General features: G+C 50.7%; 22 protein-coding genes. 21 read left to right on the forward strand and 1 reads right to left on the reverse strand.

Annotated features, from left to right (window positions below):
* Positions 1-2: 2 nt before the first annotated feature.
* Together KDC22_RS17475 and KDC22_RS17480 are read left to right on the forward strand one after the other, a co-directional pair.
* Positions 3-950, forward strand: a complete 948-nt coding sequence (locus tag KDC22_RS17475) for a 3-oxoacyl-[acyl-carrier-protein] synthase III C-terminal domain-containing protein (RefSeq protein WP_211719829.1) — start codon at positions 3-5, stop codon at positions 948-950.
* A 136-nt stretch (positions 951-1,086) separates the two neighbouring features.
* The gene (locus tag KDC22_RS17480; protein ID WP_211719830.1) at positions 1,087-1,341 is read left to right on the forward strand and encodes a hypothetical protein; all 255 of its coding nucleotides are present in this window, start codon (positions 1,087-1,089) and stop codon (positions 1,339-1,341) included.
* A 2-nt stretch (positions 1,342-1,343) separates the two neighbouring features.
* Here KDC22_RS17480 and KDC22_RS17485 read toward each other — a convergent pair whose 3' ends face one another.
* The gene (locus KDC22_RS17485; RefSeq protein ID WP_173137142.1) at positions 1,344-2,018 is read right to left on the reverse strand and encodes a FadR/GntR family transcriptional regulator; all 675 of its coding nucleotides are present in this window, start codon (positions 2,016-2,018) and stop codon (positions 1,344-1,346) included.
* Between the two features lie 216 nt (positions 2,019-2,234).
* Between KDC22_RS17485 and KDC22_RS17490 the strand changes: the two genes are divergently transcribed.
* The 19 genes from KDC22_RS17490 (at position 2,235) to KDC22_RS17580 (ending at position 25,914) form a co-directional block, all read left to right on the forward strand.
* Positions 2,235-3,191 (forward strand): sugar kinase, encoded by a 957-nt coding sequence (locus tag KDC22_RS17490; RefSeq protein ID WP_211719831.1) that lies wholly within the window; start codon positions 2,235-2,237, stop codon positions 3,189-3,191.
* A gap of 31 nt (positions 3,192-3,222) precedes the next feature.
* Complete coding sequence (locus tag KDC22_RS17495) at positions 3,223-3,888, forward strand: bifunctional 4-hydroxy-2-oxoglutarate aldolase/2-dehydro-3-deoxy-phosphogluconate aldolase (protein ID WP_211719832.1); 666 nt, start codon at positions 3,223-3,225, stop codon at positions 3,886-3,888.
* Positions 3,889-3,891: 3 nt separating this feature from the next.
* On the forward strand, positions 3,892-5,040 hold the full coding sequence (gene dgoD / locus KDC22_RS17500; RefSeq protein WP_211719833.1) for a galactonate dehydratase: 1,149 nt from the start codon (positions 3,892-3,894) through the stop codon (positions 5,038-5,040).
* A 106-nt stretch (positions 5,041-5,146) separates the two neighbouring features.
* Positions 5,147-5,578 carry a DUF4259 domain-containing protein gene (locus KDC22_RS17505; protein WP_211719834.1) on the forward strand — a complete coding sequence of 144 codons (432 nt, stop codon included), beginning with the start codon at positions 5,147-5,149 and terminating at the stop codon, positions 5,576-5,578.
* 559 nt (positions 5,579-6,137) lie between these two features.
* Positions 6,138-8,450: a helix-turn-helix domain-containing protein gene (locus KDC22_RS17510; protein WP_211719835.1), complete on the forward strand. Its 2,313-nt coding sequence runs from the start codon at positions 6,138-6,140 to the stop codon at positions 8,448-8,450.
* A gap of 156 nt (positions 8,451-8,606) precedes the next feature.
* Complete coding sequence (locus KDC22_RS17515; protein WP_211719836.1) at positions 8,607-10,241, forward strand: extracellular solute-binding protein; 1,635 nt, start codon at positions 8,607-8,609, stop codon at positions 10,239-10,241.
* Between the two features lie 83 nt (positions 10,242-10,324).
* Positions 10,325-11,173 (forward strand): ABC transporter permease, encoded by an 849-nt coding sequence (locus tag KDC22_RS17520; protein ID WP_246552716.1) that lies wholly within the window; start codon positions 10,325-10,327, stop codon positions 11,171-11,173.
* Between the two features lie 14 nt (positions 11,174-11,187).
* Positions 11,188-12,087 carry a carbohydrate ABC transporter permease gene (locus KDC22_RS17525; RefSeq protein WP_173137131.1) on the forward strand — a complete coding sequence of 300 codons (900 nt, stop codon included), beginning with the start codon at positions 11,188-11,190 and terminating at the stop codon, positions 12,085-12,087.
* A 39-nt stretch (positions 12,088-12,126) separates the two neighbouring features.
* Positions 12,127-13,983 carry a hypothetical protein gene (locus tag KDC22_RS17530; protein ID WP_173137130.1) on the forward strand — a complete coding sequence of 619 codons (1,857 nt, stop codon included), beginning with the start codon at positions 12,127-12,129 and terminating at the stop codon, positions 13,981-13,983.
* Between the two features lie 225 nt (positions 13,984-14,208).
* The gene (locus KDC22_RS17535; RefSeq protein ID WP_173137129.1) at positions 14,209-15,174 is read left to right on the forward strand and encodes an ABC transporter permease; all 966 of its coding nucleotides are present in this window, start codon (positions 14,209-14,211) and stop codon (positions 15,172-15,174) included.
* A 13-nt stretch (positions 15,175-15,187) separates the two neighbouring features.
* Positions 15,188-16,069 carry a carbohydrate ABC transporter permease gene (locus tag KDC22_RS17540; protein WP_173137127.1) on the forward strand — a complete coding sequence of 294 codons (882 nt, stop codon included), beginning with the start codon at positions 15,188-15,190 and terminating at the stop codon, positions 16,067-16,069.
* A 38-nt stretch (positions 16,070-16,107) separates the two neighbouring features.
* Positions 16,108-17,601, forward strand: a complete 1,494-nt coding sequence (locus tag KDC22_RS17545) for an extracellular solute-binding protein (RefSeq protein WP_173137125.1) — start codon at positions 16,108-16,110, stop codon at positions 17,599-17,601.
* 61 nt (positions 17,602-17,662) lie between these two features.
* Positions 17,663-19,516, forward strand: a complete 1,854-nt coding sequence (locus KDC22_RS17550) for a sensor histidine kinase (RefSeq protein WP_211719837.1) — start codon at positions 17,663-17,665, stop codon at positions 19,514-19,516.
* The gene (locus KDC22_RS17555; RefSeq protein ID WP_211719838.1) at positions 19,497-21,125 is read left to right on the forward strand and encodes a response regulator transcription factor; all 1,629 of its coding nucleotides are present in this window, start codon (positions 19,497-19,499) and stop codon (positions 21,123-21,125) included. Before KDC22_RS17550 ends, KDC22_RS17555 begins: the two co-directional genes overlap by 20 nt.
* 41 nt (positions 21,126-21,166) lie before the next feature.
* Positions 21,167-22,516: an FAD-dependent oxidoreductase gene (locus KDC22_RS17560; RefSeq protein ID WP_246552718.1), complete on the forward strand. Its 1,350-nt coding sequence runs from the start codon at positions 21,167-21,169 to the stop codon at positions 22,514-22,516.
* A 471-nt stretch (positions 22,517-22,987) separates the two neighbouring features.
* A complete protein-coding gene (locus tag KDC22_RS17565) occupies positions 22,988-23,614 on the forward strand; it encodes a hypothetical protein (RefSeq protein ID WP_211719839.1) in 627 nt (208 codons plus the stop codon).
* A gap of 580 nt (positions 23,615-24,194) precedes the next feature.
* On the forward strand, positions 24,195-25,343 hold the full coding sequence (locus KDC22_RS17570; RefSeq protein WP_211719840.1) for an AMP-binding protein: 1,149 nt from the start codon (positions 24,195-24,197) through the stop codon (positions 25,341-25,343).
* On the forward strand, positions 25,336-25,623 hold the full coding sequence (locus KDC22_RS17575) for a phosphopantetheine-binding protein (RefSeq protein ID WP_173137115.1): 288 nt from the start codon (positions 25,336-25,338) through the stop codon (positions 25,621-25,623). Before KDC22_RS17570 ends, KDC22_RS17575 begins: the two co-directional genes overlap by 8 nt.
* Before the next feature lie 12 nt (positions 25,624-25,635).
* Positions 25,636-25,914: an acyl carrier protein gene (locus KDC22_RS17580; protein WP_211719841.1), complete on the forward strand. Its 279-nt coding sequence runs from the start codon at positions 25,636-25,638 to the stop codon at positions 25,912-25,914.
* Positions 25,915-25,920: the final 6 nt, after the last annotated feature.

Here is a 25,920-nt window from a genome sequence, read left to right on the forward strand (position 1 = left end):
CAATGACGGCTCCCTTTTTGACCATTACTGATTCTAGTGTGTATATTCCTTCGTTCCGGGCTCCAGTCGATCAGGTTATCCAGGAAATAAATGACGATGGCGTTTCTTTCCGCTTAAGCGCAGCGGAGTACAGAGACAGCGGCTTTGGGTATGTCCCCATCGAGCAGAGTGAAAGTCTGGAGCAAATGATATATGAGGTATGCGCCCCCATTCTAAGCCGGATAAGACGAGATGGCATACCGCTCTCGGCTATTCTCTTCGCATCTGTCACGAGCGCCGGAGTGCAAGCACAGAGCTTGTTCTCCAAGCTGCTCCGCGAGTTTGACTATGGTACAACGCCGGTTATTCAGCTGGAGGAATACGGCTGCTCCACCATTCACTTGTCGCTTTATTTAACGAAGGCTTATTTCGCCGGTGAAGGCCAAAGCGACAATGCTGTATTGTTTGTTACGGCAGATCAAGCGAACATTTCGCATCACCGCAGCGATTCCTATATGCTTTACGGGGATGCGGCAAGCGCTGCTCTATATCGTAAACCTGCAGCCCGAGGGCAGCAGACTCTAATTGCCAGGCTTAAAGTGGATGGGTTCGTTTACGATCGTAGTCCTGAACGAGTCAAAATGTACTTTTCAACCTTTTATTTAGCTGTCCGGCAGGTTGTGAATCAGGTTTTACGCGAATCGGGAATGGTTATGAACGAGATAAGCCTTATTTTCTGCTCCAATCTGGGGCTGCGCACCTGGAGTACTCTTGCCCGGGCGCTCGGCTGCCCATTAGACAAATTTTATGCCTCTACGCTTGAAGATGCGGGGCATCTCCATAATACGGACATTCTGCTTAACGTAAATGAGGCGGTCAGGACCGGCTCTTTGAATAGGGGAGACTTCTATTTGGCGGTATCCATAGGCTTCGGGGGCTACTACGGCTGTTCCTTGCACAAATACGAGTAATACGGGTAAGGCGGTGAGCACGATAAAGACAGAACTAAAGGTTAAAATTCTTTATTCGGGCAGTAGGACGGAGGATCAAAATCAATCATTGGCAGACATAGCCATAGCCCAAATGGAAGCGAACAGGCATTGGCTCATGGATATGGATGTGCTGGTCCTTTGCCATCACGTGAATACCTCCCATGCTGAACATGTTTGTGCAAAAATAAGAAGAGAGCTTAATCTAATGGACGTGCTGCCTCTGGCACTCGGTCATTCAGGAAGCCTTGCGTTTCCTCATGCGCTTTCACTGCTGGAATGGCTGATGGCAGGCGGCACCTACCGCAGGGCGGTATGCGTTCTGGCGAATGATCACTTTGACCAGATCATTGAGATAATGCCGCAATCTTGAATCTACTGCTTAAGGGTTGTCAGCATACTCTGAATATGGCTTTCCATTAGCTGCCGTGCTGTTTCGCTTTGCCGTTCCTCGATGGCAATGGCAATCAGAACATGGTAATTGGAAGCCTTGGTCCGCATATTGGGCAGCGTATTGGTCTGCTTGCGTCCTTCGGCCAGCAAGGGAAGAATCGAATGGAGCATTCGCGCCACCACTGGATTCGCTGCCCCTTCGGCGATCAACTGATGAAAGGCGAGGTCTGTCTCGAAGAATGAGCCTCCTTCCTCCATTTGCCGCACCATACGATCAGCCAGTACCCGTAGCCGGCGGATCTGATCCTCATCGGCCCGCTTCGCGGCTAAAGCAGCAAGTTCAGGCTCAATGAGCAGTCTGGCTTCCAGCAGATCCACTATCGAAATGTTGTCTAATTCCTCTAAGGCAACCTCCGGATCATCCAATAGCAGCGGATCGTTTCGTACATACATCCCGCGCCCGTGCTCAATGCTGACATTCCCCTGGCTCTCTAATATTCGCAGCGCCTCACGTACGGTAGTGACGCTAACGGAAAAGTCAACGGCTAGCTGCTGCAGAGTGGGGAGCCGGTCTCCCGGAGCCCATTCCCCACCTGTAATTTTCTGCTTCATAAGCTCTATTGTAGCTTGAAACGCGGTTTGTTTAATCTGTTTCATGTTTAGCCGTCCCTTTGACTTGGAATAAAATCATTTTAGCATAAGAGCTTCGTGAGAATACATAGATAAGTCTGAGCATTGATTTAGTATTGACTAGTAAAGAACAAGATAATATGATCATACCGTATAGATCATATCTATATCAAACAATTAATGATAAAGATATGATCTTTATCAAGAGACTCTATTAGTGAAGAAGCAGAAGGAGGAGGGGCAATGGAGGTAGTCACCTTTGGGGAAACCATGGTACTTCTGGCACCGGACCGGATGGTTCCCCTGGAGTATGTGAATGGTTTTCACAAGCATGTGGCAGGAGCTGAGACCAATGTGGCCATTGGACTTGCCCGTATGGGGCATACCGCAGGCTGGTTCAGCAAGCTCGGAAATGATCCGTTTGGCCGGTATATCAGGCAGTTCGTCAGAGGACATGGCGTTGATATTTCCGAAGTCAGGGTTACCGATGAAGCGCCCACGGGAGTGTTCTTCAAAGAACAAATATCCCCGGACCAAATACAGGTGTACTACTATCGCAAACAATCGGCGGCCAGCCTGATGCAAGAGGATGAGCTTAATGAGGAATATGTTGGAGGTGCCCGCATCCTGCATGTTACAGGAATTACTCCGGCACTTAGCCCGGAGTGCAGGAAATTAACCTTTCGAGCCCTCGAAGCAGCCAAAAAACACGGTACGGCCATTGTGTATGATCCCAATATCCGCTGGAAGCTGTGGAACAGAGAAGAGGCCTATCGTGTTCTTAACGAAATCGCGGCTCTTGCCGACTACGTGCTGCCCGGCATGGATGAGGGGCAATTTCTGACAGGATGTAATGATCCTGCAGAGGTCGCAGACCGATTGCTGAAATCCGGAGCAGGTGCTGCCGTTATCAAGCTCGGCGCGGGCGGGGCTTATTACAGTAACGGACGAGTCTCTGGAATTGAGCCAGGGTTTCCCGTGAAGAATCTCATTGATCCGATGGGTGCCGGAGACGGTTTTGCCGCAGGATTCATAAGCGGCTTGCTGCAGGGGCAGGACCTGCCTTCTGCCGTGCGGCGCGGTAACGCTGTGGGTTCCATTGTTGTCGGGGTAAGTGGCGATGTGGAAGGTCTCCCGACTCGGCAGGATGTGGATTTTCTCTTGGCAGGGGGAACCGGCATGGAGGATATTATCCGGTAAGTGAGGGGCATTCCCAAGGAGGAGGAAGGACATGGACAAAGATATTCAGATTGAGCGGCTGATGACTTCCGGACTGGTCGCTGTTATTCGCAGACCATCACCTGAACGGGTGGATGCCATTGCCGCGGCACTGGCAGACGGCGGAGTCGGAGCGCTGGAGATTACAGCCGATACCCCGGAAGTGTACAGGTTGATCGCGGACATGAAGGCGAAATATGGAGATCGCCTGCTGGTTGGAGCCGGTACAGTACTGAAGCTGACGCAGGCCGAGCAGGCGATTGCCGCGGGAGCCGATTTTATTTTTTCACCAAATTTGAATGAGGCGATTGTAGGACTGACCTTGAAGCACGGGCGAATCTCCATTCCAGGTGTCATGACGCCCACAGAAGCTGTCAGAGGGCATGAAGCGGGTGCAGACCTGCTTAAGGTGTTCCCGGGCGGTTCACAGGGTGCCTCCTACATAAAGGAACTTCAGGGGCCCCTTGGTCATATCCGGATGATGCCGACAGGAGGCGTGACGCTGGAGAATGTCGGAGCCTTCATTGCTGCCGGAGCCGTTGCCGTCGGTTTGGGAAGCGCTCTCATAGACCGGGAAGCAGTGGAGCAGGGCGACTATGGGAAGATCACAGAGACGGCCCGCCAATTTGCCAAGGAAGTCCGCAAGGCCAGAATGAACAACACCAAAGGAGCAAAATAGCCAATGAAAATAACCCGATTTGAGACCTTTATCGTTCCTCCCCGCTGGCTGTTTCTGAAGATTGAAACCGATGAAGGCATATCCGGCTGGGGGGAGCCGGTAGTCGAAGGCAAGGCGCATACGGTGCAGGCCGCAGTGGAAGAGCTGATGGATTATTTGATTGGGCAGGACCCCCAGCGGATTGAAGACCTGTGGCAGTTGATGTACCGGGGAGGATTTTATCGTGGCGGGGCTATTCTAATGAGCGCGATAGCCGGGATCGATCAGGCGTTATGGGATATTAAAGGGAAAATCTACAATGCACCGGTGTACCAGCTACTGGGCGGCGCTTGCCGCAATACCATGCGGGTATACTCCTGGGTAGGCGGAGACCGCCCAATAGATGTTGTCCAGGCGGCTCTGGAGAAGAAGGCTGCCGGTTTCACGGCGATTAAGATGAACGCCTCCGAAGAGATGCAGTTCATTGATACACATGACAAGATTTATGCTATCGTTGAGCGGGTCGCTGCCATTAGGGAGGCTTGCGGACCAGAATTCGGGATTGCGGTTGATTTCCACGGACGGCTTCACAAGCCGATGGCACGTGGACTGGCCAGAGAGCTGGACCCCTACCGTCTGATGTTCATTGAAGAGCCGGTGCTGCCGGAGAACAACGAAGTACTGCGGGAGATCGCACATCACACCAGCACTCCGATCGCCACGGGTGAGCGTATGTACTCGCGCTGGGAATTTAAAAATCTGCTGAAGGATGGGGTGGTCGACATTATTCAGCCCGATCTGTCCCATGCAGGAGGGATCACGGAATGCAAGAAAATATTTGCCATGGCCGAGGCGTTCGATGTCGCGGTCGCTCCGCATTGCCCGCTTGGGCCGATCGCTCTAGCCGCCTGTCTTCAGGTGGATGCAACGTCTTACAATGCAGTCATTCAGGAACAAAGCCTAGGCATCCATTACAATCAAGGAAATGACCTGCTGGATTATATCACCGATCCTACCGTCTTTGCCTACAGTGACGGTCATGTCCATATTCCTTCCGGACCGGGTCTTGGCATTACAGTGAACGAGGAGTATGTGCGGAAGATGGCGGAGGCAGGCCACCGTTGGAGAAATCCGGTATGGCGGCACCGGGACGGCAGCATTGCTGAGTGGTAAGGCCGTATCTAAGAATGTGAAGTAAAATGGCTGTGATTACTCATATTTGACGCGGACTGGACACGCTCCATATAATGAAGAGACGAGAGTGACAGGGGGAAATCGAATGGGAGCATGGGGAGTCAATGCATTGGAAAGTGATGAAGGGCTGGATCTGGTGGCAGCGATCGAGGACTTGCTTCCTCGTGACACGTTGGATTTGGGTGAGTTGATGGCGAAATTTGGTGAGGATGATTTCCTTTATGACGGAACAGTGCTCGCCCTCGCGGAGCTGTATATCGAGTTTCAAGAGAATGGCAGTTTGGATTACGACCATGAGGAGGAAGAACGCGCCTTGACGCAAGTACGGGCGTTTACGGCCGATCCTTCCGCACTGAAGGCTTTGCTGGAGCATTTGAACGTGATTTGGACTGACATTGAGGGGGAGTGTGAGGGCGATTTGGCGGAACTGTGGCGGGAATCGTCAAGCTGGGACGAATGGCGGGCACATGTGCAGCAGCTCATTTCCAAGTTGGAAGCGCGGCTGGCCAAAGATTAGTAGTAGGATGATTGAATGAGAACAAAAGCGCTGCAATCCGAATGATAGGGTTGCGGCGCTTTTGTTTAGCGGATTTTCCGCTGCCGGGATATTGATGGATGCCCGGCATTATCTGCTTAGCATTATTATCGTCATGCATATCAGTTTGAGGGCACTTTGGACGAGGAAGACTGGAGCTGTATCATACCCACCATGTGACGGAGATACGTAATAATGCAAGGCACCCTACATTGACTTTGTAAGGTGCCTTGCATTTTTCCATCTATTCTTCATATTAACCGTCAGTCCTGCTATGATGTGCACATGTCCTGTAAGGGGTAACGTTCAAGCGGTTTTATTATGCTGTGATCCGCGGGACGATAACGATTCGGCAAGATAAACCGTTCGTTCGTCTGGCTTATCGTACTCTATGACAGTGCATATAAGAAATTGGAGGTTTCACTTTGAAACATTCTACCTTACCTTTATTGTAAGCGATTACACGATAAGACGATGTATTTTATAATGAAACACCAATCATGAAGCTGGTATTTTTCAATTATTGCAAGGGGGGCACATCATGGTAACTCAGTTTATAAAGAGACATACGTCCTTGTTGATTTTCGGCAAACGCTTCATGAAATACGGTCTTATATTGGCCATTCTTATGCTAATGATCATTCCGCTATATTTCAAATCCTATACGCTAGCCAAGCAACTGACTCTGGATAAAAGCGAATCCAAGCTGCTTGACGGCGTGGAATCCATGGAGCAGCAGGTGCTGCGGGCCCAAACCATTACCAGCCTGCTGCTCCAGGAGGAATCGTTCATGCATTTGTTTTTTCTAAAGGGTGTTCCGTCCAGCGGATACTACATGGATATCAAAGTGTTACAGAGCAAATTAAAAAGCCTGGCGCTGACCCAGGATATGTATTCAAACGTATATATCCGCTTCAAGGACAATCCGGTATTTATCTCCAACTATATTTCATCGGACGACTATGAAGATGTGTATGCCCGTTACTACCGGTACGGAAATCTCTCGGCGGAAGAGTGGCAGGACCGGCTGTTCGGCGAGAACTACACAATGAAGCTATTTCCGGCTAAGGAGGTATTCTCTTCTTACTACAGCCGCAAGCCGTTCGACGGCATTACGGCCGTCATTAACAATTCCTATTTCAACGCGATTGAGCAAAAAAGCGTTCTGGCCATCGACATGGACCGTGAGGACCTTGTGGGTAAACTGCTGTATGCCGATCAGACGGATGATCATTTCGTCTACATTGTGGGCAGCGAAGGCCGTATTTTATTCTCCCATAATTACGAAACCGATGATCCGTTAGAAACGGCGGAGACGCTTGCCGAAATTGAGATTTCGGGCGGCAAATATATCTTGCTTACACGTTCAAGCGAACAGCTGGGGCTTCAGGTCGTAGTCGGCATCCCGGCTGGAGCTTTCGAGGAGAACGTTAATTCCTTGCTCGAACTTGTAGTACTCTACGTCGTGGCGGGAATGGCACTTACCATGCTTCTGGCATTCCTTTTTTCGATGAGGGAGACGAACGCTTTGAAGAAACTGGTAGAGACGGCGGCAAAGTCGACCCAAAGAGGCTTTACGCTCCGCAACGAATTCGAGTACCTTGACAACGCCTTTACCGAGATTCATACGAGGAGCGAGCAGCAGCAAGGGCGGATCGAAGCATTAAACGATTCCATTAAATATTCTATTGCCAAGCATATGCTAATTCTGGGTGCCTTTACGGAGCGGGAAAAGGAAGAAGCGGAAAGCTATTTCGGCTCCGCCTTCGAGCGGTTTTGTGTGGTGAAAGCTGTATACAAGGTGGACGGCCCCCATGCAAGACTCAAGGCTGTGCAGCACAATATCGGACTGCAGTTGGAGGAACGGTTTAACGCCGTCATGCGCCATCGTCCGCTGGCGCTCAATTTTCATGCCAACGAAACGGTTTTTATACTGTTTTTTGATCCAGAGGAAAATGCGGCAGGGCGTTCGGATATCAAAGTCCGGTTGTCAGAGCTTATCCGGTCGCTCAATGCCGAATCGTCGCTGGCGGTGACCGTAAGCATCGGCGTCAGCGAAATCATATCCGGTCCAGAGCAGGCCAAGGCAGCTTATCAGCAAGCAAAATTCGCCCTAGGTATTAATGAGAACGAGGTAGCCAGCGGGGTGTATCTATTTGAACTTCCTTCTGATGAGTCCGATACTCGTCCGTCTTTCGACAATGCCGTGCTGCTGAAGCTGCACGATGCCCTGATCGCTGGGGAGACAAGCCTGGTATCGCAAATATTGGAGGATTGTTTTGGACTTCTGGCCGACTACTCCCTAACGGAGCAGGAGCAGCTGCAGATCTTTTTCTCTGTCCGGCAGACGGTGTTCAGCGCCCATAAGGTGATCGGCGGAGACAAGAGCAGTCCGGATGGACAAGCGCTGACGATTCCGGCTTACGACCAGTCGCAGGATATTATCCGGCTGGCTGACCGCCTGCGGAGGACCGCGTTAGATTTATGCGACATCGTCATAGGCAACAAGAAGAGCAACAACAACAGGCTGAAGTCCGACATTTTAAATTATATCGGGGCGCATTACGGAGATGCCGGCCTTTCTGCCGGCGGGATCGCCAGTGAACTGCTTATTTCCGAGAAATATGTCTTTTCCTTTGTCAAGGAGCAGACCGGTAAAAGTCTGGGCAAATATATCGAAGAAATCCGGCTGTTAAACGCGGAGCAACTGCTTTTAACCACTGATTATTCCAACAATCGGATTTGGAAGCTGTGCGGCTTTGGCAGCGAAAATACATTCTACCGGGCTTTCTCTAAAAAGCATGGTGTAACGCCAACCGTTTGGCGGGAAAACCAGAGCAATCTTACTGACTGACAATGGAGAGAGAATTACCAGCCCCTCTGATCTAACCCGGTGACAGTGTATAGGAGAAGTAACGGTTTTCACGGTGGAGACAGGGGGAATACAATCAAACTGTAAGCGATTACAAAATATTGTGGATCACACGATCACAAAAGGGAGGAATACCATTTGACCCAACAGATCAGAAAAGAACGGAAGGCGCTGTCGGCAGGTTTGCTAGTTCTTCCTATGCTTGGAGCGCTGCTCTCGGCTTGCTCGCAAGGCAATCAACAGACAAACGAGAGCGGAGCGGGAGGACGCCCTGTCATTACGGTTGCCGTTCAGGCTAATCCGAATGTAGAGGACTATGAAACGAACCATTATACGAAGCTTGTGGAAGATGCGATGAACGTCGATCTCAAGTTTCTGGAGCTGCCCAGCCAAGCGGAAGAAGCGTTGACCAAGCTTTCGCTGATGGTCTCCTCAGGAGCGGAACTGCCGGATGTCGTCAACATTTATTTAAATGAATCGACGGTCTTCGATTATGCTGCCAAAGGCGTGTTCATCCCCCAGGACGATTATTTGAATGATCCGGAGCTCGCTGTCAATTTCAATAAAATACCAGATAAAGAATTCGTTCGCAGTTCGATGAAGCTGCCAGATGGCAAGGTGTACGCACTACCCAGATACTCCCCGCAAAAATGGAATGAAGGCTCCAACCGTGCCTGGATCAACAGCGAATGGCTGGAGAAATTGAATCTGGAAATGCCGAAAACGACAGATGACCTGTACAATGTCCTGAAAGCGTTTGTAGAGCAGGACCCGAACGGAAACGGCAAGAAGGACGAAGTTGGTTTTGTCGGCTCGCTGAACGGCTGGTCGCAGAACCCTCGCATCTATTTAATGAATGCCTTTATTTATGCAGATCCGGGCAAGAGCTACATGAATGTGAAAGATGGCCGGATCTTCCCGGCTTTCACTCAGCCAGAATGGAAGGAAGGACTGGAGTATATGAACAAGCTGGTTAAAGACGGCCTGTTCTCACCCTTGTCCTTCACCCAGGACGAAACCCAGATGAAGGCGCTTATCAACGTACCAGGAGGCATGGCTGGTGTTGTTACGGCCGGCAGCTACAGTACATTCGGTCCGGAACTGGAAAATAAAATGACGCTGCTGCCGCCGGTCAAAGGTCCTTCCAGCCTGGCGGCGACTCCGTACAGTCCCTCTCTGCCAACCCAGTTGTGGTTCATCACGAAGGACGCGAAGGATCCGGAGCTTGCCTTCAAGGTCGGCGATTATATGCTAAACCCTGAGCTGTCTATCGTCAGCCGTTACGGCGAGAAGGGCGTCGACTGGAGCGATGATCCAGTCGTTGTCGCCGAGTATGTCGGCCCGTTTGAAGAATTGGAAGGAGTGCCTGCAGCCGTTGCTGAACTGAATCCATCCATTTGGAACAACCCGCAAAATAAACACTGGAACGATGCTAATCCCGCTTACCGTTCGCTGGAACTGGGGAAAACGGTATCCAATCTCAAGAAGGATGCGGACGATGCACTGCCCAACTGGAGACCTGCATTTGAAGAAGGGTATGTACCGGCTTTCCCGGAAGAAGTCATCGTCAAGCTGAGCTATCTGCCGGAAGAGTTGAAGCAAATCGCCAACAGCAAAACGGCGATCGACAACTACGTCAACGAAAGTGCCGTTGCCTTCATCACTGGCAACCGTCCGCTGTCCCAGTGGGACGATTATATTGCCGAACTGAATAAAATGGGGATTGAGCAATATTTGGAAGTCACTCAAGCCGCCTATGATCGGTCGAAGTAGCCATGCGGGCATCTATATTTAATTGGCTGAAAAAAGAAGTTTTTCCGAGCTGGCAGCTGTACCTGTTTCTCATTCCGGCCACCGTGTACATCATCATTTTTGCTTATGTGCCAATGGCAGGCGTTCAGATTGCCTTTAAAAACTTCAATTTCAATCTGGGAATCTGGGGCAGTGAATGGATCGGATTGGACAATTTTAGGCGGTTCTTCGATTCCTATCAGTTTACAACCCTTATTTGGAACACCATTAGCCTGTCCGTATACAGTTTGCTGATTTCCTTTCCGTTGCCGATTCTGTTTGCCCTGGTGCTTAATTCATTTACGGGGCAGAAATTTAAAAAACTCGTACAATCCGTTTCTTATATGCCGCATTTTATTTCAACGGTTGTCATCGTCGGCATGCTGGTTCAGCTATTCAATCCGCGCACAGGTGCTTTTGGAGCGCTGTATACGTTCTTTAGCGGTGAATTACTGGCGGACGCTTTCGCCAATCCGGGCGCTTTCCAGCACTTGTATGTCTGGTCCGGCATATGGCAGGGCATCGGCTGGAGCAGCATCATTTACATCGCCGCCTTATCATCCGTTGATGAGCATTTGCACGAGGCCGCTCAAATCGACGGCGCTTCGCGTCTGCAGCGCGTGCGGCATATCGATTTTCCGTCCATTTTGCCTACGGCTACCATCATGCTGATCCTTGCGGTCGGCAATATCATGGAGGTTGGATTTGAGAAGGTGTTCCTCATGCAGAATGAATTGAATATTTCGAAAAGCGAAGTTATCTCCACTTATGTATATAAGGTAGGGTTGACTATCGGCTCAGGCGATTTCTCGTTTGCGACTGCGATTGGGTTGTTCAATTCACTCATCAACTTTGTGCTGTTGATTATGGTGAACTACGCCGCCAAGAAATTCAGCGATACCAGCCTATGGTAAGGAGGGGACCGGCAATGGGCCAGACCAAATTTTCAACGCATCCAACTTCCGATAAAATGTACTACATTATTTCCGGCTTTATTTTGACTTTTATCTTAATCGCTGTGTCCTATCCGCTTATTTACGTGCTGTCGGCTTCCTTCTCTTCCGGCAATGCCGTATCGTCCGGCCAGGTTCTGCTCTGGCCTGTCGATTTCAGTCTGGAAGGTTATGAAGCTGTATTCAAAAACAAGGATATCGTCAGAGCATACGGCAACACGTTTCTGTATACCATTCTGGGAACGCTGGTGAATGTCACTGTCGTTATGACCTGCGCCTACGCGCTTTCCAGACCAGGGCTGAAGGGCAGAGGCGGCTTTATGTTTCTGTTCACGTTCACGATGTTTTTCAGCGGCGGCCTGATTCCGTTCTATATACTAATGAAAGACCTCCATCTGATCAACACCATGTGGGCGATGGTGCTTCCGGGCGCGCTTTCCGTGTACAACATGATTATAGCGCGAACCTTCATCCAGTCATCCATTCCGGGAGAACTGATCGAAGCAACCAGCATCGACGGCTGCAGTGATGCGCGCTTTTTCTTCTCCTTCGTACTTCCGCTGTCCAAAGCCGTCATCGCGGTCATCACGCTGTTCTCGGCGGTGGGCCACTGGAACGCCTATTTCAATGCTTTGATGTATCTGAATGACCGCTCGCTGTACCCGCTGCAAATTATTTTGCGGGAAATTCTGATCATGAACCAGGTCGATGTCAGCATGATTATGGACCCTGAACTGCAGGTGGCCAAAGCACAGGCGGCGGCAGTGCTGAAGTACTCCCTAATTGTCGTGGCGACGGTTCCCATTTTATGCGTGTACCCGTTCATTCAGAAATATTTTGTCAAAGGCGTGATGATCGGTTCCCTGAAGGGCTAGTTCTCCCAAAGAAACAGGCAAGGGGTTGAGTCAAAGGAAATGAGTCCATTAAGAGATTCGCAGCCGCTTTCCGGCGCCGATCTGTTTGCATATATCGACGCGATGGAACGGCCAGCGGCTTTCGAGCCAACTGGTTTCTCCAAGGATATCTATCTTGATCTGATGGAAGGGTCGATTCAGGAATACGGGCTGGAGCAGGCAGACAAGAGCTGGGGGACGGACCCGCAGGGGTGTCCTGAGGATCTCCAGACCTATTGCCGGGTTGTCTCTGTTCTGGCAGGGTTGATGGCGGGCGGACGCAAGCTTGAGCTTTTTCCGCTATGGGAGAGCATGATGGAAACGGGCTGCCGGGAACTGCCGCGAACGACGGGCAATCAGATGGCCGATTTCAGTACCAAGGAGCTGATGCTGGCCTATAAGGCGATGAAGCCGCATGTTTCCGCAGAACAATCCCTGAAATGGAAAAATGAATTAGCCCGCATTGAGCCTGCGGTCAATTACGTTTATACGCTGGCTTCCGTTTCCGGACCTGAACGGCTGCATAATATCAACATTTACAACATGGCCGGCGAGTATTTGCGCGAAACGGAGGGAATGGCAAGTGCCGCTGGTTATTTGGCCGAGCATTGGCCGGTGCAGCTGCAGAAATTCGACAGGAACGGAATGTATATGGACCCGGGCTGTCCGCTGTTGTATGATCTGGCGGCCCGCTGCCACATCCAGCTGATGCTCGCGGCCGGGTACCGGGGAGCGTTTCATGAAGAATTGAACCGCAAGCTGGCGGCCGGCGGAATGATGACCTTGTTCATGCAGTCCGCCGCCGGTCATTTTCCCTATGGAGGGCGCAGCAGCCAGTTCCAGTTCAATGAAGCGCTGGCGGCGGCGTGCGCGGAATTTGAAGCCGTGCGGTACCGGCGGCAGGGCAGGCTCAAGCTGGCTGGCGCTTTCAAACGAAGCGCAAGACTGTCGGCGCAGGCTATCTTGCGCTTTGTCCGTGATATTACGCCCCCACGCCATATCAAAAATTACTACGCCATCCGTTCCGGTTACGGGACGGAATCCTACGCGTATTATGACAAGTATATGATTACGCTAGGCAGCTTCGCTTATATGGCCTATTTGTTCGCCGACGATGATATTGCCGAAGAGCCTTGTCCTGCCGAAAGCGGGGGATATGTGCTGGCAACCTCGGAGCACTTCCACAAAGTGTTTGCCTCTGCCGGAGGCCAATCCGTGCAATTGGATACTGCCGCCGATCACCATTATGACTCCACGGGACTGGGAAGATATCACCGTCAGGGTGTTCCCGTGGAACTGGCCTTGTCCAGCCCGCTGTGTGCTGCGCCTGAATACCGGTTGCCCGGAGGGGTCCGGTCCCTGAACGCTGCGATTGGTCCTGGCTGGGAGCGGCAGGACGGGACAGCGGTATATCTGGCAGATTTGAGCGAGGGGCTGGGGCTTGAACTTCATGTCATCCGGCAAGACAGCGGCCGCGTGGAGTTCCGGATCACCTATCGCGGGCAGGGGCTGCCGGAAGACGAGAGGGTGACGGAAAGATACGCTTTGTCGGATGATGGTTTGGAGATTGTTGCTGAGCTTGCCGTGCAGGATTCGGGACCGATTCTTTACCGCGTGCCGCTGTTCTGCAGTAATGGACAGGAACGGAGCACGATAACGGCGGGACGGCATGCCGTAAATGTCGTGTTGGGCCCCTTCCGCTATACAGTTAGCGCAACCGGCTGCTGCTTCGAGATAGAGGAAGAACACTGCGGAAACCGGAACGGGGAGTACCGTCTGGCCGTGATCCGGTCGCCCGGCCCATCCTTGAGTCTTCGGCTTAAATTATGGACGGAAGAGGAACAGGCGAGAGGCCTGAACGAACAAGAGAAAGACTAAATATACCGGGTAGACTAGAAGCTGGCATATTCGCCAGCTTTTTTTCTTTATGTAAAGTAGCGTAGATGGTGAGTTTGGGTTTGGAATATTGTTGTTCTCGGCCAAGTGGTCAAGAAATTCACCTAAAAGGTCATGCAAATGGCCTTAAAGCAAATGCCAAACGGCAGGTACAATGAGAATACCACACGGATAAGACATAATGACTAAGGGTAAAGGAGGTATCCTATGGATTCAGATTTGGCAGCGGCGGATCGGCAGCCCGAGAACCATCCCCTTCGTACGGTAAAGCCGGAGCGGTTTCAGGCCTTGAAAAAGTACTGGGACTTATACCTGATTATGCTGCCGGGACTCGCGTATTTTATCATTTTTAAATATGTGCCAATGGGGGGCATCATCGTTGCCTTTCAGGATTTCAGCGCCTTTGCCGGCATCCGCGGCAGCGAATGGGTGGGACTTGCGCATTTTAAAAATATGTTTACAGACAGCGAGTTTTACACGGTATTCAAAAATACGCTGCTGATCAGTTTGTACAAGCTGATCTGGGGATTTCCGGGTCCGATCATCCTGGCCTTGATGCTGAATGAAGTCCGGCACATGCTGTATAAGCGCGGGGTCCAGACGCTTGTCTATTTACCGCATTTTCTGTCCTGGGTCATCATCGGAGGCATTCTTATCAACGTGCTGTCCCCGGCAACGGGGATCGTCAATCAGTTTCTGGGTATGCTCGGTTTGGAGCCGATCTTCTTCCTGGGCAGTCAGGAATGGTTCAGAACGGTGCTTGTGGTCAGCGATATCTGGAAAGAAGCGGGATGGGGGGCCATCATCTATCTGGCTGCGCTGGCATCAATCGATCCACAAATCTACGAGGCTGCTGTCGTAGACGGCGCGGGCAAATGGAAGCAACTGATCCACGTCACCCTGCCATCGTTGCTCGGGACCATCGTGATCCTGTTCGTACTGCGCTTGGGGAGCGTTCTGGATGTCGGGTTTGAACAGATCTTTGTGCTCTACAATCCGCTGGTATACAATGTGGCCGATGTTATCGAGACTTATGTATACCGGACTGGAATTACGCAGGGCCAATTTAGCTTTACTACCGCTGTCGGGTTGTTCAAATCGGTCATCAGTCTGATATTGGTCGTCCTCGCCAACAAAGCCGCCAGAAAGCTTGGCCAGGACAGCTTATGGTAGAGGGGGTGAATCTATGAGACTTACTAGGGGGGAACATCTGGCATCGAGGCTTAATTACCTGGCCCTGGGTTTCATTGCATTGCTTGCGCTTCTCCCATTCCTGCATATCGTGGCCCAGTCTTTCAGCAGTCATCAGGCGATAACATCCGGCAGGGTGACTTTATGGCCGGTGGATTTCAGTTTCGAAGCGTATGTGAAGGTATTGAGCGAACAGGCCTTTGTGAATGCCTTCAAGGTCAGTTTACTGCGCACGGTCATCGGCACGCTGTTGAATGTGGTCATCACTTGTATGCTGGCCTATCCGCTGTCCAAGGCTTATATTAAAGGACGATCAGCCATCATGTTCCTGATTGTGTTCACGATGCTGTTTAACGGGGGCATGATTCCAACCTTTCTGGTCGTGAAAGCGACCGGGCTGCTGAATTCCTTCTGGGTCTATATCATTCCTGGAGCGGTTAGCGCGTTCAATGTTATTATTATGAGAAATTTCTTTCAAGGCGTGCCGCCCGAATTGGAGGAATCAGCCAAGATTGACGGCTCCTCCAATATCGGAACGCTCATCCGGATTGTCGTTCCGTTATCCATGCCGGTCATTGCAACGATTACCTTATTCCATGCCGTCGGACATTGGAACGCCTTCTTTGATACCGTCCTGTATGTGACGGACCGGAATCTTTTCCCGCTGCAGGTGTATCTGCGTGAGCTGATCATGTTCAATCAATCGAACATCAGCAATAACAACGGGTACGCCGCCAATATCGACAGCACCCTGCTGGCCTTGGAGTCCTTGAAGGCTGCGGCGCTGATTGCCAGCACGGTTCCGATCCTGATCGTGTATCCGTTTCTGCAGAAGCATTTTGTCAAAGGGATTATGCTTGGATCGGTAAAAGGCTAGAACTGCATGTAACATGAAAAAAGAGAGGGGATTGTTATATGAAAGTCTCAATCTTCGTAAAAAGATCCGTATCCATCCTGGCGGTGACCTCCATGCTGCTGGTGTCTGCGTGTTCATCCGGCACGAAGGAGGAAGGAGCCGAAGGGAAGGAAGAACGCCAGGCCATTGATATCGTATTAAGCAATGCCGGACGGAAGTTCCCGCCGGGCATGGACGAGAACAATAATCCTTATATTGATTACATCCGCGAGAACACGGACCTGGACATCAAGCTGATCACGCCTCCTGCGGACGGTTACGGGGATGCCCTGAACGTGATTATGGCCTCCGATGATCTGCCGGATATGCTCCTGTCCTATGACGCCAATTGGTTCGAAAGCTATGTCCGGCAGAAAGCCCTTACCCCTCTGAATGATTTAATCGACGCATACGGACCGAATCTGAAGAAAAGTATCCCGGAGGAAGCCTGGAAGGTCGTCACTGTGGACGGAAAGATCTATGCGATTCCCAGCCTGAACCCGATCCCGGGCAATGAAATCATGTTTGCACGCAAAGATTGGCTGGACCGTCTGGGGCTCAAACCGCCGACAACGCTGGAAGAATACAAACAGGTGATTCGCGCTTTTGCGCAGGATGATCCGGACGGAAACGGCAAAGACGATACGTTTGGCCTGATCCTGCAGGAAAACCTCGGAAGAACAGCTCCGTTTATCGGGGCATGGGGAATTCAGCGGGGCCAATGGACTAAGCGGGACGGGCAACTGGTGAATTCCAGCACACTGCCGGAAATGAAGGAAGCACTAAGCTATCTTGCCGATCTCTATCAGGAAAAGCTGATTGATCCCGAGTGGGCTTTAAATAAGATGGCTAATGTTGACGAGAAAGTCGCCAGCGGCAAAGTGGGCCTGTTCTCCGGGAACTGGTATGATACCCGCGGCCCGATCCTGACCAACCAGAAAAATGATCCCAATGCAGAGTGGATTACCCTCGAATATCCAACCGGACCTGACGGGAAGCAGGGAACCTGGGGCAACAGCTATGTTGCCGGGTTTAATGTGATACCGATTACGAGCAAACATCCGGAGGCTGTCATCAAGATGCTTGATTTCATGATCGGAGACGGATACCGCACACTCATGCTCGGATTTGAGGGCGAGGTATGGAATATGGAGGACGGGAAGGTGGTTACGAACTTTGATGAGCACAACAAGCATATTTACCGGCTAACGCTCGGAGAAGCGATTGTACCATTCGATTCTGAAGTATCCAGAGAACGTCTGGACTCGCTCGGTATGGAGTTTAAGCTGAATGAGATTGTCAACAAGATTAACGAGGTTGCCATCCGGAATCAATATCTGGGCGTACCTACACCTGGAATGGGTAAATACGCGCCTAAGCTGTCCAAAATGGAGGTCGAAGCCTTCACGAAAATCATCATAGGCCAGCAGCCGGTAGACAGTTTTGATCAATTTGTTGAAGACTGGAAGAAAAACGGCGGCGAGGAAATGACGAAGGAAGTCAACGGGCAATGAACAGGACGGATAACGGGGTCTAAGCTATAATGAAGGCATGCATGAATCGTGGAGGAATCGTATGAAGTGGCTGACGCAATTCCGCAGCGTTTTGAAGCAGTCGATTCAGTTTAGGCTAACCTGTTATTTTCTTCTCATCCTGCTGCCCCTGGTGGCGTTCAGCATGTTTGCCAATGTAAAGTCTCAGCGGATTTTGGAGCAGGAGCTTGGCGAGCGCACGCTCAGTGCCATGAACTCTGCTTTGGAGTTTGTTGACCTGACCTTAAAGAGCATCCATAATCTGTCCACCTTAATCGCAACCGATACCAATTTATCCACCCTGCTGTCTCATCAGGAGAAGACCCTGACCTCCGGGGCGATTATGGACTTCACGCGTGTCATGGAAGAGATTACGAATATAACCATGGTCAATGAATATTTAAGCGACGCCATGATTTATCATCGTCCCTCCAACTCGCTGATCGCAACCAAGCTCGGGCTGCTGCACCGGGAATCCCAAAACCCTGAACCATGGTACGATGAGGCTCTGAAGGCAAATGGCGCAAGCATATACTACTTGTCAGAACGCCATGAAGAAAATTTGTCTGGACACCCGGATCCTATCTATAACCGGAATCAGCTCATTATGATGAGGCTTCTGGATTTCTATCGCGCCGAAAAAGGCGAAAATGTCCTCATGCTGTCGATTTCGAAGAATCAGTTGCTCCGCTCGTTGTCCCATTTGCTGGCGAACAGCAGCTCCAAGGTCTATCTGTTTGATGCCCGGGAGCGGTTGATCGTATCGAATGCTTCTGCAGAAACGTTGTCTTTCGAATGGAGGGACGTCCAGCCAGGCAGTGTTGTTGTCCGGGAAACCCCGGAAACGGATGAGAAAAATTTGATTCTGCGGGTGACTTCTCCCCGAAGCGGATGGTCGCTGCTGCTGATCCAGCCCGAGCGTGAGATTTACAATAAGTCGAGGCCGCTGCAAATTTTTGCGTACTGCATTATTGCACTCAGCGTCGTGCTTGCCGTCTGGATTGCCTGGTTTATCTACAGCGGAATTGCTTCTCCGATATCAAGACTTGTGTCCGGCATGCGGCAGCTGCGTAAAGGCAATCTGAATATCAGGCTGGAGAACGGGCGGGAGGATGAGTTGGGGTATTTAACGGATGCTTTCAACGAAACGGCGAGTCAGCAGCGTCATCTGATCAAGGATATCTATGAGCAACAGCTCAGAATGACCAAGACGGAGCTCAAATTTCTGCAGGCTCAGATTAATCCCCACTTCTTGTACAACACGCTGGACTCGATTTATTGGACGGCCAAAAATTATGAAGCGGAAGAGATCAGTACGATGGTGCTCAACTTGTCGAACTTCTTCAGGCTGAGTTTGAGCAAAGGGCAGGAGTCGTTTACAGTGGAGGAAACGTTCAAGCACCTTCATTACTATATTCGCATTCAGCAAATCCGTTTTGCCGACCGGTTTACGGTGGAGTACTGCGCTTCCGAGGATAGCCATCATTTGCATATTTTGAAGCTGCTGCTTCAGCCGCTGGTTGAGAATGCCATATTGCATGGATTGGAGAAACGAAAAAAAGGCGGAGTATTAAGCATTTGCACCGATGTGTCTAATGACCGGCTGATCATCCAGGTAACCGATAATGGAAGAGGGATTCCAAGGCCGAGGCATATGCGGATTCAACAGGCCTTGGCAAGAATCAGATTCGGGGATTACACGACGCCCCCCGAGAAGAACTCCGAGTTTTTTGCGCTGCTCAATGTCCAGGCTCGAATCGCCATTTACTATGGGGAGACGGCGGAATTGAAGATCGTCAGCGAGGAAGGGAACGGAACGGTGGCGATCATCGATTTACCGGCAGACCGCTGCCGGGAGGAGAGAGGGGAAGCGGAGCATGAATCTCATGATTGTTGAAGATGAAATTCGAATTTTGAATAGTCTGGCCAACAATATACCGTGGAATGAGCATGGCATCGAGGTGGTAGCGCTTGCCGAGAACGGCTTAGAAGCGCTGTCCATGATAGAACGCAGGAAGCCCGATATCGTGCTGCTCGATATCGAGATGCCGGAGATGGACGGGTTGACCTTGGCGAGAACGGTGCTGCAGCAGGAAACGCACATGAAATTCGTGATTTTAAGCGGCCATGACGATTTCCCGTATGCGCAGGCTGCTGTGGGGCTTGGCGTCATGAAGTACTTGCTGAAGCCGGCCGGAGACGATGAAATCTTGAATGCTATTCTTGCGGCTGCGGAAGAGATTCGAGAGGAACTGATGGAAAAGCACAGTATGATTGAGCTGGAGCGGAAATGGCATGACCGCCTGCCTCAGCTCCAGGATGATTTTTATAGAAACTGGATACAGGGCCGGTACGCGGACTGGGAGCTCAAGAAGCATATGGAGGAGCTGAATCTGGAGCTTGCCCTCTATAGCTGGTTTGCTGTAGCCGTATGTGAAATTGATCCGATTCACGAGCAAGGCGAACGATTTACGTCTTCGGATCAAGCCTTGCTGCAGTTTTCGCTGGAATGCATAGCGGCTGAATGCTTACAGCATGAAGACTGCCGGGTCTTTAATGATGCGGACGGAGCAACCGTGCTGCTCTTTTTGGGACAACCGGAGGAATCGGCTCCAGATATCATCCAGCGGATCAATGTTGACGTTCCCCGTCTCTTCAACATTGTTAAAGAGTGTCTGAAGCTTACCGCCAGCGCCGGACTCGGGACCCCAGGCTCATGGGATCATGTTTCGCTGTCCTACCGGCAGGCATGCCGTGCGCTGCAGGAGCGGGCCATTTACGGCAATGAGGTGTTCGTTCCTTACCTGGACGTAACCAACAAGGAGCAGCCGTTTCATTATGACGCTGAGTTCGAAAAACAGCTGGAGATTGCGGTTCATACGGATCACGCGGCAGCGGTTGCTGAACTGATAGACTGCTATTTCAAGGACGTATACTCCCAGGCTGTCTCAACCCAAAAGGTATACGAGCATTTGCTGTATTTGAGCAGCTTATTTACACGTATGATTCAATCGCGGGGCTGGTCGATGCAGGAGGTGCTGCAAGAGGATTATTCGATGTTTCTGTCCTTTGAATCCCTGCTCTCCAAAGAGCAAATCGTGGAATGGTCCAAAAGAGTGGCCAGCCGCATTACCCAATACCGGGAACGCGAGCGAAAACATTCAAGCCATCGGCTCGTTAAACAAATGATCGAGGCCGTGGAGGAAATGCTGGGGAAAGAAGAACTGACCTTGCACACGCTGGCCGAAAGATTATATGTCAATCCCTCTTACCTTAGCCGGCTGTTTAAGCGGGAGGAAGGGAAATCCATTTCAGAATATCTGCTAAAGCGGAGTATGGAGCATGCCAAAGAGCTCTTACACAGCGGCGTTAAGGTGTATGATGCAGCAGAAGCGGCAGGATATCGTGATGTCAGCTATTTTGCCAGAGTGTTTCGTAAATATTGGGGCGTAGCCCCGAGTGAATTAAAAAAACAAGAGCGTTCGGTCTCACCGCGTTTGATGTAAGTTAAAGCTGCAATGGAAGAAATCAGGTGGAGGTGGTCAGAATGACCGATATGGCACTAACCGTTAAAATACCCGAGCGCGATATTCCTGTCTACGCGGAAGTGGATGTTGTCGTTGCCGGAGGAGGACCGTCAGGAGTAGCGGCAGCGCTCGCAGCGGCAAGAAACGGGGCATCCGTATTGCTGATAGAACAAAGAGGATACCTGGGCGGCATGGCAACAGTCTCTCAGGTTCCTGCATTTTGCCCGTATACCGATCAGATCAAGCCGGTCATCCGTGGGATTGGGCTGGAAATTCTGCTTGATATGAAGAGCAAGATGGAGGAGACGTTTCAGGAGGCATGGAAAGATCGGCTGGATTGGGTGCCGATTGATGCAGAAATTCTAAAGCGCATATTGGACGAGAAGATGATGGAGGCTGGCGTTAAAGTGCTGTATCATACGTTCGTCGGTCAAGTTCTTGGGCAGGACGGCATCCTTGAAGCGGCGGTCATTACCAACAAGACCGGAACCCAGGCGGTGAAGGGGAAGATATACATTGATGCAACGAGCGATGCGGATCTCACCTATCTTGCGGGCGGGCAGTTCGCCAAAGGTGGAGATGATGGAGAGCTGCAGCCGGGGACGATGTGCTTCGTTCTGAATAACCTGGACCGGAACAAATTTCTCACAAGTGTTGAGACGCACAGTCACGATCTGAAACATGCGATCAACAAGGCGAAGCGTGAAGGGCGGCTGCGCGTCGCAAGAGATTGGGCCGGTATTTCCTGGCTAAACAATCATACGGCGGGCTTCAATTTCGGGCATATATTCGGGATTGATGGTTCAAATACGGATGATCTGACCCGCGGAGCAATCGAAGGCCGCGCGCTTGTTGAACACATTACCGGTTGGCTGAGGGAAGCGATTCCCGGATTCGAAAACGCTTTCCTGACGTTGACGGGCGAACAGATCGGCATTCGGGAAACCCGCCGGATCATCGGCGATTATATCGTCACCGCCGACGATTTTCTGGCGTGCCGTTCGTTCCCTGACGATATTGCCCGAAATGCCTACTTTATTGATATTCATATGGCAAAGCCTACGAGCGGCATGACGATGGTACGTCTATCGCCGGGAGAGTCGCACGGCATTCCTTATCGCGCCTTGCTTCCGGCCGGTATTCAGAACGTAATCGTAGCCGGCAGAGCGATATCAACCGATAGAGCGGCCCAAGGCTCCACCCGGGTCATGCCGAATTGCTTTGCAATGGGCGAAGCCTCCGGTACGGCCGCGGCGATTCTGGCCGGGACAGGCACGCGGGAAACGCGCAGTATCGACATCACTGAGCTGCAACGCAGACTTGTCCGCCAAGGCGCATGGTTAGGAGAGCAGATCAATGAGCGGCACTAGGAACAAGTGGAAACGGCTTTGCCGTCCTTTTAAAGGACGGTACCCGTTTCAGCGAGAAATAGAAGGATAACTTATCGTGTGAAACATATAAATTCTTATATTTATAAAAAGGCTGAGCCCAAAGTCATATTCTTGACTTAGGCTCAGCCTTTTAAAGCTGTTTCTAACCCGTTAATCGGGGCGGTTATTTACACTGGAGAAGAAAGATTCTCTGAGACAAAAGTTTGGTCACCCGATACACTTCGGGCCGTAGATCCCAAAACCGGAAAGGTTAAATGGGTATTCTCGTTTGCAAAAGCAGGATACGGATGGCCAAGTACAGAATATCCTTTTGCTTATGCACCAGACGGTACGGTATATGCCTATTTCTCGTTTCCAGAAGTTCTTTATTCTGTGAGCTCTGCAGGGAAGGAGAATTGGAGTAAGCGCGTAGGACAAGATCTAGGAGCATTTGACGGCAAGTTATACCGCATGAGTGACGGAAACTTAATTATTGCAAGTCAGAAATCGGATACAATCGGTGCAGAAACGGTACAACTGCTAGCTTTCGATAAAAGTGGTAAGCAGAAAGCAAGTAAGGTGGTATCCGGAAAGTTAACTACTGTGTCGAAGAACCAAATCGCCATAGAGATGTTAACCAAGCAGGGCAATGCTCAAAAAGTTGAAGTGTACAACTCTTCCTTACAGCGTTCATTCCAATACACATTCCCAAAGGGAGCAGGAGTCAGCTTTTATACTGCTTTTGCACTAGACGATGGTACTTTTGTGTTTTCAGTACATCAAGCAAATACGCAGAAACTTATAGCTTTATCTCCAAAAGGCTCCGCTATCTGGGGAAGAACAATCGATCCACTTGGGTTTGCTTTCCAAGCCGGGGATCATTACATGGTATTTAATCCTAAAACCAAAAAATTAAGCTTGTTCAGTCAGAAGGGTTTAGTAAAGGATAGAGTACTATCGAATTTTAATATGCCTGAGGGGGACGGTCTGCCAACAGCAAAGAAAACGGTAGAAGGAAACCTGTATGTCGATTTGCTTACCTCCCAGTATATTTTAGATGCAAAAACGTTGGCCTCTATTCACGAATTAATGGAATAAAAGGGTCTATATTGGACTATCGTGAGAATAGTATCTTAGTATATGACTGGAATGAGGATAGGATCTCAAAGCATATATTGAAATAAAGTTTTAAAAAATTGGATATGATTTTCAAGCCGCTTTCAGAATATTTATCTGTTAGCGGCTTTTTTGGTAAACTATGAGAGTTATAGGCCGGCGAAGACAGTCGGGTGATTCAGGTGACCTGTTCTACTCCTTAATAAAGTCAGCCATCAATTCATGTCAGTAAAAAAACGAACCCCTTCTACATTAAAGTGCACCCCTTATAGTCGACATTGGATAAACACCTGGTGTTTATGCTGATGAAAACTATAGGGGGTGCTTTTCGTTATGAGATGCGGCTGCAATGACAAGAAAGGACTATTTACTACAAGAGAAGGAAAAGCGTCGTTATATGGCGAAAATACCTAAAGAAGTAAAAAAATCTCATGGAAAAGGAGACCCCATGTTCATTGTTAATAAAGAACATTATGACCAGCATGAACTGGAACGCCGAATAAACGCGATATACGCATTATTGGGTTCCTCTGTTTGGAAGGAACGGCGGACAGCTGTATGCATGAAGGAACCGGCGAATATTCTGGCCGCCACGGAGCTGATTATCAGGAATGAGGGTTCGGTGCTTCTGATCAACGGCGATACCCCGATTGAAAGCGCTCTCCGGCAAGCCGAAGACGCAGGCTGTACGGGTCTGCTGACCGACGCAGGAGGCAGCGCCGTCTTTCACCCTCTACACTCACGCCTGGATCGGATGAATGGGGAGCCGTCCTTGCTTCAATTCAGCTCCGGCACGACCGGCGCTCCCAAGCTAGTTGAACGGTCTTGGTCTCATGTGCAAATGGAAATCGAGGCCTACAACAAGATGCTGCCCTGCAGCGGGGAGGATCAACCGGTCATTCTGGTGCCCGTGTCCCATTCCTTCGGATTAATCACAGGCACGCTTTCCGCACTTAAGCGCGGAGTCAAGCCGGTTATCGTGACGGACAAGAACCCCAAGTTCGCCCTGCATCTCATGCAGCAGCATGATCGCCATGTGGTGTATGCGGTGCCCTTTCTCTTTCAAATTCTGCTCAGCCTGATGAGAGAGAAGGTGCTGCTTAGAAAGATGGTATCCTCTGGCTCCCCGATGTCTGCAGAACTGCTGAACAGGCTTGGGGGTGCAGGTGTGGAGGTGATCCAGCAATACGGGTGCTCTGAGGCGGGCTGCATCTCGCTTGGCGACCGGCCCTCCGGTTCTACGGATGCCGGGATGTTGCTGGAGCATATGGTAATGGAAAGGCCCGGAACCCGGGAGCAGCCGGATGAAATAATCATTGCCACAGGCGGACGCCGGATTCCTACCGGAGATATGGGATATTGGCTCAGCGGCAGGCTTCATGTTCTGTGCCGGATGGATGATCTGATTAATGTGTCAGGACTGAAGGTAGCTCCCTCCGAGGTGGAGGATGTCATCCAGAGGCTGGACGGCGTTCAGGAAGCTGTCGTGCACAAGGCTCCGCATCCCGTCTGGGGGGAAGCTGTCAAAGCTCGAATCGTCCGGAAGGGCGATGCGCTGTCACAGGAGGAGGTGAAGAGGTGGTGCGCGCGGTTTCTGCCTGCTTATAAAGTTCCGGGCTTTATTGCTTTTACGGAGGACATTCCGAAGACGGGTACAGGGAAGGTTATGCGAAAACAATTGGTAGAAGAGGAGTATGGTATTCATGGATAAGGAACAAACGGTATCTCAATTGAGGCAGCTCATGTCCGAACAATTGGAGCTCTCTCTCCCGGACGTCATTAAAGAGGAAGATCGGCTGTACGAAGACTTAAACGTAGATTCGATCATGGTACTCCAATTGGTGGTATACATCGAGGAAGTGTTCAACGTAACTGTGCCTGAGGAGGAGATGGATCCTGCCGTCTTCCAAACGGTCGGTTCTTTAGTCGATTTCATCCACGCCCTTAAGGGGGAGCACATCCCCTCAACAAGTCAAATCTTAAGATCATAGAAAAGGATGGATATGATGATTAACGTGAATGAACAGGATATCATACAATTCGTGATTGACCGGGTGGCCGATTTGACCTCCAGACCGGAGCTGGCGGAGGAATTGAATGGGGACGCCCCGCTAGAGGATGCAGGCGTGGATTCGGTGCTGCTGGTCAACCTGATGATGCAGATTGAACAGCAGTACGAGATTTTTTACGAGGACGACGAGCTTCTGCAGGAGAACTTCGCCACCGCGCGCTTGATCTCACAACGCATATTGGCCAAACGGGCCGTTAAATCCGAGGTTTGACGTGAA

The sequence above is a fragment of the Paenibacillus tritici genome (genome assembly GCF_018207515.1).
GTDB lineage: Bacteria > Bacillota > Bacilli > Paenibacillales > Paenibacillaceae > Paenibacillus_AQ > Paenibacillus_AQ tritici.

Bases quoted from the DNA above. Each gene is read 5' to 3' on its own strand.
- KDC22_RS17475 (WP_211719829.1), top strand. From the start codon at position 3: ATGACGGCTCCCTTTTTGACCATTACTGATTCTAGTGTGTATATTCCT.
- KDC22_RS17480 (WP_211719830.1), top strand. From the start codon at position 1,087: ATGGATATGGATGTGCTGGTCCTTTGCCATCACGTGAATACCTCCCAT.
- KDC22_RS17485 (WP_173137142.1), bottom strand. From the start codon at position 2,018: ATGAAACAGATTAAACAAACCGCGTTTCAAGCTACAATAGAGCTTATG.
- KDC22_RS17490 (WP_211719831.1), top strand. From the start codon at position 2,235: ATGGAGGTAGTCACCTTTGGGGAAACCATGGTACTTCTGGCACCGGAC.
- KDC22_RS17495 (WP_211719832.1), top strand. From the start codon at position 3,223: ATGGACAAAGATATTCAGATTGAGCGGCTGATGACTTCCGGACTGGTC.
- dgoD (WP_211719833.1), top strand. From the start codon at position 3,892: ATGAAAATAACCCGATTTGAGACCTTTATCGTTCCTCCCCGCTGGCTG.
- KDC22_RS17505 (WP_211719834.1), top strand. From the start codon at position 5,147: ATGGGAGCATGGGGAGTCAATGCATTGGAAAGTGATGAAGGGCTGGAT.
- KDC22_RS17510 (WP_211719835.1), top strand. From the start codon at position 6,138: ATGGTAACTCAGTTTATAAAGAGACATACGTCCTTGTTGATTTTCGGC.
- KDC22_RS17525 (WP_173137131.1), top strand. From the start codon at position 11,188: ATGGGCCAGACCAAATTTTCAACGCATCCAACTTCCGATAAAATGTAC.
- KDC22_RS17530 (WP_173137130.1), top strand. From the start codon at position 12,127: ATGAGTCCATTAAGAGATTCGCAGCCGCTTTCCGGCGCCGATCTGTTT.
- KDC22_RS17535 (WP_173137129.1), top strand. From the start codon at position 14,209: ATGGATTCAGATTTGGCAGCGGCGGATCGGCAGCCCGAGAACCATCCC.
- KDC22_RS17540 (WP_173137127.1), top strand. From the start codon at position 15,188: ATGAGACTTACTAGGGGGGAACATCTGGCATCGAGGCTTAATTACCTG.
- KDC22_RS17545 (WP_173137125.1), top strand. From the start codon at position 16,108: ATGAAAGTCTCAATCTTCGTAAAAAGATCCGTATCCATCCTGGCGGTG.
- KDC22_RS17550 (WP_211719837.1), top strand. From the start codon at position 17,663: ATGAAGTGGCTGACGCAATTCCGCAGCGTTTTGAAGCAGTCGATTCAG.
- KDC22_RS17555 (WP_211719838.1), top strand. From the start codon at position 19,497: ATGAATCTCATGATTGTTGAAGATGAAATTCGAATTTTGAATAGTCTG.
- KDC22_RS17560 (WP_246552718.1), top strand. From the start codon at position 21,167: ATGACCGATATGGCACTAACCGTTAAAATACCCGAGCGCGATATTCCT.
- KDC22_RS17565 (WP_211719839.1), top strand. From the start codon at position 22,988: ATGAGTGACGGAAACTTAATTATTGCAAGTCAGAAATCGGATACAATC.
- KDC22_RS17570 (WP_211719840.1), top strand. From the start codon at position 24,195: ATGAAGGAACCGGCGAATATTCTGGCCGCCACGGAGCTGATTATCAGG.
- KDC22_RS17575 (WP_173137115.1), top strand. From the start codon at position 25,336: ATGGATAAGGAACAAACGGTATCTCAATTGAGGCAGCTCATGTCCGAA.
- KDC22_RS17580 (WP_211719841.1), top strand. From the start codon at position 25,636: ATGATGATTAACGTGAATGAACAGGATATCATACAATTCGTGATTGAC.